The following is a 14,394-nucleotide window of genomic DNA, read 5'->3' on the forward strand; positions in this document are numbered from 1 at the left end:
CCATGACGTCCCCCGCCGCACCCCCTCCTGACGGGGGCGTCGTCCCGGCACCGCCCGTCGTCGACGATCGGCCCGCTGGTCCTGACGCCGCGGACCCGGCCGTCGCCCTGATCGCCGCGCTCCCCAAGGTCCTGCTGCACGACCACCTCGACGGCGGCCTGCGGCCGGCGACGATCGTCGAGCTTGCGGCGGAGGTGGGCCACGAGCTGCCGACGACCGACCCCGAGGCGCTCGGGCGGTGGTTCGTCGAGTCGGCCGACTCGGGCAGCCTCGAGCGGTACCTCGAGACGTTCGAGCACACCGTCGCCGTCATGCAGACCGTCGACGGGCTGCGGCGCGTCGCGCGCGAGGCCGCGGTCGACCTGGCCGCGGACGGCGTCGTGTACGCCGAGTCCCGGTACGCGCCCGAGCAGCACCAGCGCGCCGGGCTGACCCTCGAGCAGGTCGTCGACGCGGTCCAGCAGGGCTTCGCGGAGGGTGTCGCCGAGGCCGCCGCGCAGGGCCGGACCATCCGCGTCGGCACGATCCTGTCCGCGATGCGCCAGGCGGACCGCGCGGACGAGATCGCCGCGCTCGCGATCGCCCGTCGCGGCGACGGCGTCGTCGGCTTCGACATCGCCGGGCCCGAGGAGGGCTTCCCTCCGTCGCAGCACGCGTCCGCGTTCCGCGCGCTCGCCGAGGCGCACGTCCCCGCGACCGTGCACGCGGGGGAGGGGTCGGGCCTCGAGTCGGTGGCGCAGGCGCTGCACGTCGCGCAGGCGTGCCGGATCGGGCACGGCGCGCGCCTCGTCGAGGACATCGCGACCGACGACCTCGGCGACCGCCTCGGGCCGCTCGCGCAGTGGGTGCGCGACCGTCGCGTACCGCTCGAGCTCTGCCCGTCGTCGAACCTCCAGACCGGCATCGCCGAGACGGTCGCCGAGCACCCCGTGACGCGCCTCAAGCGCCTCGGCTTCAAGGTCACCGTCAACACCGACAACCGTCTGCAGTCCGGCACCACCCTCTCCCGCGAGCTCACGCTGCTCGTGCAGCAGGCCGGCTGGACGCTCGACGACCTCCAGGACGTGGCCGTGACCGCGGCCGCCTACGCGTTCGCCCACCACGACGACCGCGACGCACTCATCGACACCGTGATCCGGCCGGCCTACGCCGCCGCCCGGGGAGGAAGGCACCGCGCATGACCACGACGCACGACGCCGCCGGGCTGGCCCGGCTCGTCGACCACACGCTCCTCAAGCCGGAGGCGACCGTCGCCGACGTGCAGGCCCTGGTCGAGGAGGCCGCCCGGCTCGGGGTGTACTCGATCTGCATCTCGCCGTCGTTCCTGCCGGTCGACACGTCCGCGGCGCCCGGGCTGCACGTCGCGACGGTGTGCGGGTTCCCGTCGGGCAAGCACCACAGCGACGTCAAGGCCGCCGAGGCTGCACGCTCCGTGCGGGACGGCGCCGACGAGGTCGACATGGTCATCGACGTCGGCGCGGCGCGCGAGGGTCGGTACGACGCGGTCGAGGCCGACATCGCGGCGGTCCGTGCCGCGACGCCCGGCGACGTCGTGCTCAAGGTCATCATCGAGTCCGCCGCGCTGACCGACGACCAGATCGTCGCCGTGTGCCAGGCCGCCGAGCGCGCCGGGGCCGACTTCGTGAAGACGTCGACGGGCTTCCACCCGGCGGGCGGCGCGACCGTGCACGCGGTCGCCCTCATGGCGCAGACCGTCGGCGGGCGCCTCGGCGTCAAGGCGTCGGGCGGCATCCGCACGGCCGCCGACGCCGTCGCGATGGTCGACGCGGGCGCCACCCGCCTCGGCCTGTCGGGCACCGCCGCCGTGCTCGCGGGCCTCGAGGCCGACGCCGGCTACTGACGCCGTCCCGGACCGTCCGGCCGACCCCTGACCTGCCCGGACGGTCCGGGTCCTCGCCTGCCGCGCGCTCCGCGGGGGTGTCCGGAGCGGCCGATTCACCCGGATGCGGGACGCCCGTCGATTGACTCCTGCCTCGCCGCCCCGGGACAGTGGGGCGGGCCGCGCGATCCGGCGCGGTCACGTCGCGCTGCCCGCGCGGCGAGGCGATCGACGGGAGGACGCGCCGGGATGGCACGGATCCGACGCGCCGCGGTCGTCGCCGCCCTCGTCGTGCCGGTCCTCGTCGCAGGGGGAGTCGTCGCCGTCGCGCTCTCGCACGCCGACGACACCGCGCCCGTCGTCGTCCCGGACGGCTGGGACCGGGCCTGGGAGGACGGCCACGTCCGGCAGGGCGAGTCCGTCGTCCTGGCGTGGGGCGACCTGCCCGGCGCCGACCCCACGCACGCCACGCTCGACCTGCGCTTCGACCCCGCACGGACCGTCGCGGCGCTCGACGCGCTCTACGACACGACCGTCGACGAGCTCGCGGTCGCCGCGCCCGACGGGGCGATCGCGGAGTCGAAGGTCGTGGTCGTCGTCGACGGCACCTGGACCCAGGGGCCGGGGTCAGGCCGCGAGCAGCCCGTGCCCGCCGCGCACGGCGGGCTGTCGGCGCAGACCCGGACCGTGAGCGGTGCGGTCGAGAGCGGCGTCGGCCTGGTCCGGGCGACCGTGCCCGCGCTCGCGGGCGGCGGCGGGTCGGACGCGCCGGCCCCCTCGTGGGACCTCGCGCGAGGCTTCGCCGAGATGGTCCTCGACTTCGCGCGCAGCGAGTCGCCCGACGGCGGCGTCGCGGGCGACTCCGCGGGGACGTTCGCGGCCGCGAGCGCGGCCTACCTCGCGACCGTGAGCGCGGCCGACGGCATCGGTGACCCCGCCGACCTGGTCCGCAGCCCGTCGCTGCCGTGGTCGAGCCCGCGGCTCGGCGACGGCGGGTGGCTGCTGCTGCAGTACCTCGCGGAGCGCGACGACGACCGGGTCGTGTCCCGCATCTGGCGGGGCGGCGACGGCACGCGGACGGCGCTCGAGGCCTACCGCGGGGTCGCCGGCCTCACGCAGTCGGCGCTCAACCGTCGCGTCGCCGAGTACGCGATGCGGACGGTCGCCTGGGACCTCGGGCCGTCCCGCGAGCTCGCCGACGCGGTCGCGGCGCTCGACCCCGTGCTGCTCGCGGGCCGGACCACGCCCGTCGAGGCGGTCGCCGACGACCCGGGCCACTACCGCGTGCCCGACGCGTTCGCGCCCTCCGACTACGGCTACAACGTCGTCCGCCTCCAGCCCGAGCCGGGAGCGCGCACCGTCCACGTGCGCCTGCGGGGCAACAGCGCCGCGCCCGACGCCGGGTGGTCGGTCGGGTTCGTCGCGCTCGGCGGCGAGTCGCCGCGCTACAGCCCGGTCACCGAGGGCGACGACGCCGAGCTCCAGTTCTCGCTGCGTGACGGCGAGGGCGAGGTGTACCTGGTCGTGACGGGCACGCCCGCGCAGCCGCACGTCGTGGACTCCGCGAGCGGGTTCGGCGACGTGCCCCGGTACCCGTACGAGCTCCGGCTCGCCGGTGCGACGGTGGTCGACGAGGCGACGCAGCCCGCCGCGGCCGGCGGGCACCGGCACCCCAACGGGGGCGGCTGGGTCGACGACGCCGCACGCGTCGACGCGACCGCGTGGGTCGGTCCGCACGCCGTCGTCCGCGGTGACGCGCGGGTCACCGGGGCCGCGCGCGTCGAGGGCCGTGCCTGGATCGAGAGCGGCGCCGTCGTCGGCGGGGACGCCGTCGTGAAGGACATGGCCGTCGTGCGCTCGTCCGCGCGGCTCAGCGGGTCGGTCGTCGTCGGCGGGGACGCCGTCGTGGGCTTCACGTGCGACGCGGGCGGCTACGTCGCGTACGAGCCCGCGCGCGTGTGCGACGGGCAGCAGCCGCGCGCCGACGTCAACGCGGTGCCGGCGCCCCTGCCGGCGGACGCGCTCAGGTTCTCCGACCCGCTGCTCGCTCCCGCGCAGCCGCCGGTCACGGCGTCGCCCGAGCCCGGGACGTCACCGTCGCCGCAGCCGACGCCGCAGGCGACGCGGCCGCCGACCGCACCGCCGGCCGGCGCGGGTGGTGCGGGGACCCCGTCGACGCCGCCCGCGAACGGCGGGGGCACGAACGGCGGCGTCGCCCCGCCCGAGCCGGTCACGGCCGGCGGGTGCACCGCGACCTACCGTGTGACGACGACGTGGGAGAGCGAAGGGCGCGCCTGGTACCAGGCCGAGCTCGTCGTGACCGCCGGGTCGGCGGGCGTGAGCGGCTGGGCCGTGTCGTGGACCCTGCCGGCGGGCAAGAACGTGACCGCCGTCTGGAACGCGCAGCTCGGCACGTCCGGCTCGAGCGTGACCGCGGAGAACATGTCGTACAACGGCACGCTGCGTGCCGGCGAGACCGCGACGTTCGGGCTGCAGGGCACCGCGCCGACGCCCGACGTGGCGCGCGCGGTGCATGAGGTCGGCTGCGCGCAGACGCGCTGACCTCGCACGCGACGGCCGCAGCACCGTTCGGTCGACGGCCGCGCCCGGGGCGCCCGGACCCCGGGCCGGCGAGCGGGAGTGCGGGCGGGTCGAGGGCCGCGCCCCGGGGAGCTACAGCCCGAGCACCGAGCGGACGTCGGCCGCGACCGCGTCGAGGCGTGTGCGCGCCGCACGCCGCGCGTGGCCCACGGCCTCGTGGTCGGCGTCCGCCGGGACGGGCTCGACGACCTCGAGGTAGCACTTCACCTTGGGCTCGGTGCCGCTGGGGCGCACGACGACGCGCGTCCCGTCGGACGTGAAGAGGCGCAGGCCCTCGGTCGGGGGCAGGCCGTCGCGGTCGTCGTCGGTGCCGGCGGCCAGGTCGACCACGGACGTCACGTGCACCCCGGCGATGCGCTGCGGCGGTGCCTCGCGCAGCCGCTGCACGGTCGCGGCGATGTCCGCGAGGTCCGCGAACCGTGCCGACACCTGGTCGGTGAGGTGCAGGCCGTGCGTGCGCGCGAGGTCGTCGAGCGCGTCGACGAGCGTGCGGCCCTGCGCCTTGAGCGACGCCGCGAGCCCCGCGACGGTGAGCGCAGCCGAGATGCCGTCCTTGTCGCGCACGTGCGCCGGGTCGACGCAGTAGCCGAGCGCCTCCTCGTAGCCGAACACGAGCCCGTCGACGCGCGAGATCCACTTGAACCCCGTGAGCGTCTGCGCGTGCCGCAGCCCGGCGCTCGTGGCGATCTCGCCGAGCAGGCGTGACGACACGATCGAGCTCGCGAGGACGGCGTGGTCGGTGCCCGCGGCGGCGGCGCGACGCGCGGCGAGGTCCCCGAGGAGCGCACCCGTCTCGTCGCCGTGCAGCATGCGCCAGCCCTCGGCGCCCGCGGTGTCGGGGCCGCGGTAGGAGCGGGTGCGCAGGTCCTGCACCGCGACGGCGCACCGGTCCGCGTCGGGGTCGAGCGCGAGCACGAGGTCGGCGTTCTCGTCGCCCGCCATGCCGATCGCGAGGTCGATCGCGCCGGGCTCCTCGGGGTTCGGGAACGCGACGGACGGGAAGTCCGGGTCGGGGAACTCCTGCTCGGGCACGAGCAGCACGTCGGTGAAGCCGGCCGCGGCGAGCACGCGCTGCGCGACCTTCCCCCCGACGCCGTGCAGCGGCGTGAGGACGACGCGCAGCTTCTTGGCGGCGGCGCGCGCCTCGGGGGACCGGTCGGCGAGCCCCACGACCGCGCCGACGTAGGCGTCGAGCACCTCGGGCCCGAGCACGGTCCAGCCGTGGTCGGCACGCGGCACCGACGCGACCGACGGGACGCGCGCGATCTCGGCGGCGATCGCCGTGTCCGTGGGCGGGACGATCTGCGCGCCCTGCCCGCCGTCGGTGACGACGCGACCGCCCAGGTAGACCTTGTAGCCGTTGTCCTGCGGCGGGTTGTGCGACGCGGTGACCATGATTCCGGCGTCGGCGTCGAGGTGGCGCACCGCGAACGCGAGCACGGGCGTCGGGAGCTCCTCGGGGAGCAGCAGCACCTCGATGCCGACCGCGGTGAGCACGCCCGCGGTGTCGAGCGCGAACTGGCGCGAGTTGTGACGCGCGTCGTAGCCGACGACCACGCGCGGCGGCGGGGTCACGCCGTCGAGCTCGCCCAGCAGGAAGTCCGCGATGCCCGACGCGGCGCGGATGACGACCGCGCGGTTCATGCGGTGCGGACCGCCCGCGAGGCGCCCGCGGAGACCGGCCGTGCCGAACTGCAGCAGCCCCTGGAAGCGGTCGGCGAGCTCGTTGCGGGCGACGCGTCGGGCGTCGAGCGCCTGCCGCTGCGTCGGATCGGGCTCCTGCCCCGGGGCCAGGCCGACAGGTCCGGTGCGGGCCGTCGTCAGCAGGTCGCGCAGCTCCTGCGCCGTCCGCGGGTCGGGATCGTCGTCGATCCACGCCTGCACCTGCGCCTCGAGGTCCGCCCACACCACGTCGCCGGTCATGGGGCCAACGTACTGAAAGCGCCGCGGAAGGTCCCGCCGAAGGTCCCGGTGGCGTGGCGCGCCCGTGTGCCGACGTCCCTGACGTGCACGGACGCCCGCGGCCGGTCGTGCGGCGGCCGCGGGCGTCGGGGTCGTGCGTGGTCGTGCGTGGTCGGGCCGCGGGCGTCAGACGCGCCGGACGACTTCCGCGAGCAGCGCGCTGATCCGCGGACCCGCGGCCGCGCCCGCCTCGAGGACCTCGGCGTGCGACAGCGGCTGGTCGCTGATGCCCGCGCCGAAGTTCGTCACGAGGGACACGCCCAGGACCTCGAGCCCGGCCTGCCGGGCGGCGATCGCCTCGAGCGTCGTCGACATGCCGACCAGGTCGCCGCCGATCCGGCCGGCCATCGCGACCTCGGCGGGCGTCTCGTAGTGCGGGCCGCGGAACTGCACGTACACGCCCTCGTCGAGCGTCGGGTCGACCGTGCGGGCGACGTCGCGCAGCCGCGCCGAGTACAGGTCGGTGAGGTCGACGAACGTCGCGCCCTCGAGCGGGGACGTCGCCGTGAGGTTGATGTGGTCCTTGATGAGGACGGGCGTGCCCGGCGCCCACGCCGTGTTGAGCCCGCCACAGCCGTTCGTCAGCACCAGCACCGACGCACCCGCGGCCGCCGCCGTGCGCACGCCGTGCACGACGCGCCGCACGCCCCGGCCCTCGTAGAGGTGCGTGCGCGACCCGAGCACGAGCGCGTGCTTCGGGGCGTCGTCGGGGGTGCCCGCGATGCGGATCGACCGGATCGTGCCGACGTGGCCGACGACCGCCGCCGCGCTGAAACCCGGGACCTCGGTGCTCGGCAGCTCGGCGACCGTCTCGCCCAGCAGGTCCGCCGCGCCGCCCCAGCCCGAGCCGAGGACTAGCGCCACGTCGTGCTTCGCGACGCCCGTCACGCTCGCGAGGTGCGCGGCGGCCGCGCGGGCCACCTCGAACGGGTCGGTCGCGGGGTCGTCGAGGTCGGGCACGTCGGTGAGGTCGCTCATGCTCGAAGGCTAGCCCGCACCGACGGGTCCGACGCAGGACGCCTCGGCCGCGCGCTGCGACGACGTGCGTGCGGGCCAGGCGGCGGCGTGCGGACGCCCGCGCACGGGCCGGGCAGGCAGAATGGGCACCCGTGAGCACCCCGTCGCAGGACACCGACCGTTCCCGAGCGCCCCGCGTCGTCGTCGTCGGCGGCGGACCCGGCGGCTACGAGGCCGCGCTCGTCGCGCGCCGCCTGGGCGCCGACGTCACCGTCGTCGAGCGTGCGGGGCTCGGGGGCGCCGCGGTGCTGACCGACGTCGTGCCGTCGAAGACCCTCATCGCCACCGCGGAGTGGATGACGATCGCCGACCGCGCGCCCGAGCTCGGCATCCGCCTCGACGGCATCTCGGCGCCCGGGACGGTCGCCGAGTCCGGCGTCGGCTCGCTCGTGCGGCACAGCATCGACCTCGCCGCGGTCAACGCGCGCGTCAAGGCGCTCGCGGCCGCGCAGTCCGCCGACATCCGCGGCCGCCTGGACCGCGAGGGCGTGCGCACGGTGCTCGGCCACGGCCGGCTCGACGGCCCGTCGCGCGTCGTCGCGACCACGGCCGACGGCGAGGAGGAGGTGCTCGACGCCGACGTCGTGCTCGTGTCCACGGGTGCCACGCCGCGCGTCCTGCCCGAGGCCGTCCCCGACGGCGAGCGCATCCTCACGTGGACGCAGCTCTACGACCTGCAGGAGCTGCCCGAGAAGCTCGTCGTCGTCGGGTCCGGCGTGACCGGCGCCGAGTTCGCGGGTGCCTACACGTCGCTCGGGGCGGACGTCACGCTCGTGTCGTCGCGCGACCGCGTCCTGCCGGGCGAGGACGCCGACGCCGCCCAGCTGCTCGAGGACGTCTTCAAGGCGCGCGGCATGACCGTGCTGTCGCGCTCGCGCGCCGCCGGTGCGCGCCGGGTCGGCGACCGGGTCGAGGTCTCGCTGGCCGACGGGCGCGTCATCGAGGCGTCGCACGTGCTGTTCGCCGTCGGGTCGATCCCCACGACCGCGGGTCTCGGCCTCGAGGAGGCCGGCGTGCGTCTCACGCCGTCGGGCCACGTCGAGGTCGACAAGGTGTCCCGGACGTCCGTGCGCGGCGTCTACGCGGCGGGCGACGTGACGGGCGTCTTCCCGCTCGCGTCCGTCGCGGCGACGCAGGGGCGCATCGCGATGTCGCACGCGCTCGGCGACGCGGTGAAGCCGCTGTCGGTGCGTGGGGTGTCCGCGAACATCTTCACCGCGCCCGAGATCGCGACCGTCGGCTCGACCGAGGCGCGGCTCACCGAGCTCGGCGTGCACTACACCGTCAGCACCCTGCCACTGGCCCGCAACCCGCGCGCGAAGATGCTCGGCGTGCGCGACGGGTTCGTGAAGATCTTCGCCGCCGAGGGGACCGGCACGATCCTGGGTGCCGTCGTGGTCGGCCCGCGCGCGAGCGAGTCGATCTTCCCGCTCACGCTCGCGGTGACGCACCGCCTCACGGCCGACCAGGTCGCCGACGCCTCGACGGTCTACCCGTCCATGTCCGGGACGATCGGCGAGGTCGCGCGCATGCTCCACCGTTCCGCGGACTGAGCGCGGAGCGGAGCGGATGGTGCGGGCCGTGCGGCGGCGCGCGCCGGGAGCGGAGCGCAGTGCTCGGGCCGACGTGGGTACGGACTGAGCGCGGAGCGGAGCGGATGGTGCGGGCCGTGCGGCCGCGCGCGCCGGGAGCGGCGCGCAGGGCTCGGGCCGAGCCGGGTACGGACTGCGCGCGGCGCGGAGCGGACGGTGGGGGCCGTGGGGCGGCACGCGCGGGGAGCGGAGCGCAGTGCTCGGGCCGAGGTGGGAACGGACTGAGCGCGGAGCGGCGCGGATGGTGCGGGCCGGGCGGCGGCGCGCGCCGGGCGCGGAGCGCTGGGCTCGGGCCGACGTGGGTACGGACTGCGCGCGGAGCGGAGCGGACGGTGCGGGCCGTGCGGCGGCGCGCGCCGGGAGCGGAGCGCAGTGCTCAGGCCGACGTGGGTACGGACTGAGCGCGGAGCGGAGCGGACGGTGCGGGCCGTGCGGCGGCACGCGCCGGGAGCGGAGCGCAGTGCTCGGGCCGACGTGGGTACGGACTGAGCGCGGAGCGGAGCGGACGGTGCGGGCCGTGCGGCGGCACGCGCCGGGAGCGGAGCGCAGTGCTCGGGCCGAGGTGGGTACGGACTGAGCGCGGAGCGGGCGGTGGGCGGCCGGGCCGTCAGGGTGTGAACGTCGCGGTCACCGGCAGGTGGTCGGAGAGCGTCGACGTGCCCACGGTCGCGGCGGTGAACGTGACGCCCTGACCGAGCACCCAGTCGATGCGGTGCGCGGGGTCCGTGCTCGGCTCGGTGTGCGCGTCCGGTTCGCCCGCCTCGTCGACGGCGCTGACCCACCCGGCGTCGGTGAGGAGGCCGAGCTCGGGCGAGCCGGGCTCGGCGTTGAGGTCGCCCGCGAGGATCGCGGCGCCCGCGACGGGCTCGGCGGCGAGCAGCGCGTCGAGCTGGTCGAGCCGCGTCGGGGTGTTCGACGCGCGGTGCTGCAGGTGGACCGACGTGACGCGCACCGGGGTGCCGGACGCGGTCGTGAGGGTCACGGACAGCGCGGACCGCTGCTGCGGGCCGTCGCCGTAGGGCAGCGGGTGGACGGCCACGTCGGTCAGGCCGGAGCGCGCCAGGACGGCGTTGCCGAACTGCCGGTCGGCCGCCGGGGCGAAGCGGATCGTCATGTCGAGGCGGTGCGCGAGCCACGTGGCCATGTCGGCGCCCCCGCCGAAGATCCAGCCGCGCTCGACCTCCTGGAGCGTGACGACGTCGGGGTCGGCGGCCTCGATCGTGCGCGCGACACCCTCGAGGTCGACGGCCGTCAGCGGGGACACCCCGTAGTGCAGGTTCCAGTCGACGACGGTGAGCGGGCCGTCGGCGGCCTCCGCGGGGACGGTCGCGCCGGTCGTGCTCCAGCCGCGGTGGCCCGCGAGCGCGCCGACCAGGGCCAGCACGACGCCCGGGATGAGGAGCAGGCGCGCGGCGTTCACGCGGGCGGGAACCTTCTCGTCGTCGAGCGGCGGGTCGTCGACCTGCGCGGCGACCTCGGGCGTGCGTCGGCGCAGCCCCGCGACCCCGACGACCGCGGCCGTGAGGACCACGACCCACGCGTTGTCGACCGGCAGCGGCACGTCGTAGTCGAGCATGTAGAGCAGGAGCGGCAGCACGACGCCCAGCCCCGCGAAGCCCGTGCTGATCGCCGTGCGGGGGATCCCGGGCGGGGCCGGGCGGCGCGTGCTCAGGACGGTCGCGACCACGAGCCCGGCCACGACCTGCGTGACGGCGAGCGCGACGAGCGCGACGGGTCCCGAGGTCCACAGGCTCACGCCCGTGCCGACCGCGAGCAGCACCGCGGCACCGACGCGCACGGCGGCGGGCCACACGTCGGGACGCAGCAGGGGCCACGCGCCCAGCGCGGAGGCGCCCAGGAGCACGAGGCCCGCGACGTCGAGCGGCACGTCGGCCTGCGACGCCGTGAAGGCCGGGTTGGCCAGCAGCATCACGGTGACGGCGAGGAACGGTCCGAGCGCCCACAGCCGGCGGGGCCGGCCGGTCGGCTCGGGGGAGGCGTCCGGACCGACGAGCCCGCGCGTCACGAGGAACGGCGCGACCGCGACCGCCGCGGCGACGGCCCAGCCGACGGCGCCGGACCGCCAGACGGCGTCCCACGTGCCGAGCAGCAGCTGGAGGCCCACCGACAGCCCGGACCCGACGAGGAGCCCGGTCGCGGCCTGCCGGGCGCCGCCGCTGCGACCCGCGACGTGCGCGACACCGAGCGTCAGCACCGCGACCGCGACGGCCACCCAGACCAGCCCGGTGACGTCGAGCGCGAGGCCGTCGAGCGCCTGCATGACGAGCCGCAGGACGGCCAGGACGCCCGCACCGGCCAGGACCGTGCGCGCGTCCGGGGTGCCCGAGGGGCGGCGGCGGGCGAGCAGCAGCACGGCTGCCACGAGTCCCGCTCCCGCATACGTCGCGACGGCCGCGCCACCCGCCGCGGCCGTGCCGACCGCGAACCACCGGTCGAGCATCGGGCCGCTGGCCCGGACCGCCTCGAGCGTGGCGACCGTGAGCGCCGCGACGAGCCACACGCGCGTGGGGGTGCCGGCGTCCGGCGGGGTCGTGCTCCGGCCGCTCCCGGTGGACGTGCCGGCGCCGGACGGGACGGGGACGGGGGCGCTGCCGGCGGGGGTGGAGGTGCGGCTGCCGCCGGGTGGGGTGGTCACGCGCCGCACGGTACCCGTCCCGGGGCGCCGGGGACCGCCGACGGGCGGGTTCGTGCCGGAGCGGGCCGTCGTCAGGCGAAGAGCGCCGAGCCGACGAACGGGCCGTCGTCCGTCGTCACGGGCGTGCCGTCGGCGCCGAGCACCAGCGAGCCGTCCGGGACGCCCGGCGGGACGGCGAACAGGCCCGACCCGGTGTGCTGGAGGTACTCCATGAGCCCGTCCTGCGCGGACAGCCGGTTCTGCATCGGCACGTAGTGCGTGCGCGGGTCGCGGACGAACGCGAGGAAGAACAGCCCGGCGTCGAGACGGCCCAGCGCGTCGTTGCCGTCGGTGAAGTTGTAGCCGCGGCGCAGCATGCGCACGCCGTCGTTCTGGTCGGGGTGCGCGAGGCGGACGTGGCTGGTCGTCGCGATGAGCGGTGCGTCGGCCCGGCCCGTCGCCGCGAAGTCGGGTTCGGTGAACTCGGTGCCGCCCGACAGCGGCGCGCCCTCGCCCTTGGTGCGGCCGACGAGCGCCTCCTGCTCGCGCAGCGACGTGCGGTCCCACGTCTCGATGACCATGCGGATGCGCCGCGCGACGAGGTACGTGCCGCCCGTCAGCCACGCCGAGTCGACGCCGTCGCCCGCGTCGTCCTGCGCGGCGGACGCGGGCACCCAGACGTGCGCGTCGAGCGCGTCGTGCTCCTCGGCTTTGACGTTCGCGGTGCCGTCCTTGAAGCCGAACAGGTTGCGCGGGGTGCGCTGCGCGGTGCTCGTCGACGACGTGCGCCCGTAGCCGAGCTGCGTCCACCGGATCGCGGCCGCCCCGAACGCGGCACGGGACAGGTTGCGGATCGCGTGCACCGCGACCTGCGGGTCGTCGGCGCACGCCTGCACGACCAGGTCACCGTCGCTGCGGGCCGGGTCGAGCGCGTCGCCCGGGAAGTGGGGGAGCTCCAGGAGGCCGCCGGGCAGCCGGTCGGCGAGCCCGAACCGGTCGGTGCCGGGCGTGCCGTCGGGCGCCGGGGTGCCGACGAACAGCGACCGGCCGAAGCCGAACGTGAGCGTGAGCCCCGCGGGCGGCAGGTCGGCGGCCTCGCCCGTGTCGTCGGGCGGCGCGTCGTACGGCCCGGACGCGGGCCCGAACGGGCCGGCGGACAGTCCCTGCGTGAGCCGTGCGGCGATCGTCGTCCAGCGGCGCAGCAGCGCCACGAGCTCCTCGCGCGAGTCCGTCGTGACGTCGAACGCCGCGAGGTAGAGCCGGTCCTGCGCGGGCGTGGCGATCCCCGCCTGACGTGCGCCCGTGAAGGGGAAGGTGCCGGGGGCGGCGCTCGCGGACGGCGCGGTGGCCGCCGACGCCGTCGTCGCGCGTGCCGCGCCGAACCCCGCGGCCGCGGCGACTGCGGCGACACCCCCACCGAGGCCCAGCAGGGCGCGCCGGGACAGCCCGGTGGCCGGCGCCGGGGTGTCGTCCGGGGTGGTGGGGGAGTCGACGTCGGTCATCGCGGTGTCAGGCGCCCGTGACGGTCGTGGTGAGGCGCGACAGCGGCTCCGACAGCGCGTCCACGGCGGCGGCGAGGTCCTTGACCTGGTCCTCGGTGAGCTCGTCGTACGACGTGAAGCCCGACTCGACGCTGCCCTGCGCGGTCAGCAGGTCCTGGAGCTCGGCGAACCGCTCGTCGAGCGCGTCGGCCAGGTCGGCGTCCCGCTCCTGCACGACGTCCGACAGCACCTCGTAGGCGACGCGGGCGCCGTCGACGTTGGCCTGGAAGTCCCACAGGTCGGTGTGCGACCAGATCTCCTCCTCGCCGGTGACCTTGCCGGTCGCGACCTCGTCGAGCAGCTCCTTCGCGCCGTTCGCGATCTGGAACGCCTCGAACGTGAACGCCGGGTCGGTGACCTGCTCCTGGAGCTTCGCGGTGTTCGCCACGATGTCGTCCGCGGCCGCCTGCCGCTGCTCGGGCGTGAGCGGCGTGTACGCGACCCCGCCGTTCGCCTCGGGGGCCGGCTGCCACAGGTCCTTCTCGACGAGGTGCCAGCCGGTCCACGTCGCGCCGTCCTCGAGGTCGGCCTCGCGCAGGTCGAGCAGCGGGTCCAGGTCGCCGAAGGACTCGGCGACGGGCTCGACGCGCTCCCAGTGCACGCGCGTCGCGGCGTACAGGTCCCGGGCGGTCGCGTCGTCGCCCGCGGCGTACGCGTCGGCGAACTCCTGCGTGCCCGCGACGAGCGCGCCGACCTGGTCCTTGACGTACGCGACGTACGACGCCTCGGCCGCGGCGAGCTGCTCGGCGGTGTCGCCCGTCGGGCCCGTGTCGGCGCCCGAGTCCGTCACCGTGAACTTCGCGCGGATGCCGTCGCCGACCATGCCCGGCTTGCACGCCGTCCAGTACGTGCCCGGACGCGCCTGCACGACGAGGTCGCGGCTGAGGCCGGGGCCGATGTTCTCGACCTCGGACACGACGCGCAGCCCGTCCTCGCCGAGCAGGTAGAACTCGGTCACGTCCTGGCCGTCGTTCGTGACCGTGAACGTCAGCGGGCCCGACGCGGCCTCCGTGGTGGACACGTCGCACGCGTCGGCGGTCGACGAGACCGTGATCGCGCCCGCGGCCGTGGCGTCGTCGGCGGGGGCGTCGTTCGGGACGCACGCGGCCGCGAGCGGCAGCACGAGCGCGGCGGCCAGGGTGAGCGCGGCGGTGGGCCGGTGGGACATCGGGCTCCTCGAGCAGGCGGGGACCGCGGGGCGGACCG

9 protein-coding genes are annotated in these 14,394 nt (G+C 76.5%); 4 read left to right on the forward strand and 5 right to left on the reverse strand.

Going from position 1 to position 14,394, the window contains the following annotated elements:
* Nucleotides 1-2: 2 nt before the first annotated feature.
* The 3 genes from KOV94_RS08675 to KOV94_RS08685 all read left to right on the forward strand — a co-directional run bounded on the left by KOV94_RS08675 (nt 3) and on the right by KOV94_RS08685 (nt 4,402).
* Complete coding sequence (locus KOV94_RS08675; protein ID WP_218051812.1) at nt 3-1,181, forward strand: adenosine deaminase; 1,179 nt, start codon at nt 3-5, stop codon at nt 1,179-1,181.
* Nucleotides 1,178-1,861, forward strand: a complete 684-nt coding sequence (gene deoC, locus KOV94_RS08680) for a deoxyribose-phosphate aldolase (protein WP_218051813.1) — start codon at nt 1,178-1,180, stop codon at nt 1,859-1,861. The genes KOV94_RS08675 and deoC overlap by 4 nt, the downstream gene beginning before the upstream one ends.
* Before the next feature lie 228 nt (nt 1,862-2,089).
* Complete coding sequence (locus KOV94_RS08685) at nt 2,090-4,402, forward strand: DUF6055 domain-containing protein (protein WP_218051814.1); 2,313 nt, start codon at nt 2,090-2,092, stop codon at nt 4,400-4,402.
* Between the two features lie 111 nt (nt 4,403-4,513).
* On the opposite strand, the gene KOV94_RS08690 is transcribed toward KOV94_RS08685, so the two are convergent.
* Nucleotides 4,514-6,364, reverse strand: a complete 1,851-nt coding sequence (locus KOV94_RS08690; RefSeq protein WP_218051815.1) for a phospho-sugar mutase — start codon at nt 6,362-6,364, stop codon at nt 4,514-4,516.
* A gap of 165 nt (nt 6,365-6,529) precedes the next feature.
* Nucleotides 6,530-7,381, reverse strand: a complete 852-nt coding sequence (locus KOV94_RS08695) for a purine-nucleoside phosphorylase (RefSeq protein WP_218051816.1) — start codon at nt 7,379-7,381, stop codon at nt 6,530-6,532.
* A 131-nt stretch (nt 7,382-7,512) separates the two neighbouring features.
* Here KOV94_RS08695 and KOV94_RS08700 point away from each other — a divergent pair, with 131 nt between their 5' ends.
* Nucleotides 7,513-8,973 carry an NAD(P)H-quinone dehydrogenase gene (locus KOV94_RS08700; protein ID WP_218051817.1) on the forward strand — a complete coding sequence of 487 codons (1,461 nt, stop codon included), beginning with the start codon at nt 7,513-7,515 and terminating at the stop codon, nt 8,971-8,973.
* Nucleotides 8,974-9,619: 646 nt separating this feature from the next.
* Here KOV94_RS08700 and KOV94_RS21220 read toward each other — a convergent pair.
* The 3 genes from KOV94_RS21220 to efeO form a co-directional block, all read right to left on the reverse strand.
* On the reverse strand, nt 9,620-11,668 hold the full coding sequence (locus KOV94_RS21220) for an endonuclease/exonuclease/phosphatase family protein (protein WP_218051818.1): 2,049 nt from the start codon (nt 11,666-11,668) through the stop codon (nt 9,620-9,622).
* 71 nt (nt 11,669-11,739) lie between these two features.
* Complete coding sequence (gene efeB, locus KOV94_RS08710; RefSeq protein WP_218051819.1) at nt 11,740-13,149, reverse strand: iron uptake transporter deferrochelatase/peroxidase subunit; 1,410 nt, start codon at nt 13,147-13,149, stop codon at nt 11,740-11,742.
* Nucleotides 13,150-13,156: 7 nt separating this feature from the next.
* Nucleotides 13,157-14,356, reverse strand: coding sequence for an iron uptake system protein EfeO (gene efeO, locus KOV94_RS08715; RefSeq protein ID WP_218051820.1), 1,200 nt, complete (start codon nt 14,354-14,356; stop codon nt 13,157-13,159).
* Nucleotides 14,357-14,394 lie beyond the last annotated feature (38 nt).

Source organism: Cellulomonas algicola, from assembly GCF_019024305.1.
Classification (GTDB): Bacteria; Actinomycetota; Actinomycetes; order Actinomycetales; family Cellulomonadaceae; genus Cellulomonas; species Cellulomonas algicola.

Excerpts from the sequence above, each read along its gene's own strand:
- efeB (WP_218051819.1), bottom strand. The coding sequence starts at position 13,149 with ATGACCGACGTCGACTCCCCCACCACCCCGGACGACACCCCGGCGCCG.
- KOV94_RS08695 (WP_218051816.1), bottom strand. The coding sequence starts at position 7,381 with ATGAGCGACCTCACCGACGTGCCCGACCTCGACGACCCCGCGACCGAC.
- KOV94_RS08685 (WP_218051814.1), top strand. The coding sequence starts at position 2,090 with ATGGCACGGATCCGACGCGCCGCGGTCGTCGCCGCCCTCGTCGTGCCG.
- KOV94_RS08675 (WP_218051812.1), top strand. The coding sequence starts at position 3 with ATGACGTCCCCCGCCGCACCCCCTCCTGACGGGGGCGTCGTCCCGGCA.
- deoC (WP_218051813.1), top strand. The coding sequence starts at position 1,178 with ATGACCACGACGCACGACGCCGCCGGGCTGGCCCGGCTCGTCGACCAC.
- KOV94_RS08690 (WP_218051815.1), bottom strand. The coding sequence starts at position 6,364 with ATGACCGGCGACGTGGTGTGGGCGGACCTCGAGGCGCAGGTGCAGGCG.
- efeO (WP_218051820.1), bottom strand. The coding sequence starts at position 14,356 with ATGTCCCACCGGCCCACCGCCGCGCTCACCCTGGCCGCCGCGCTCGTG.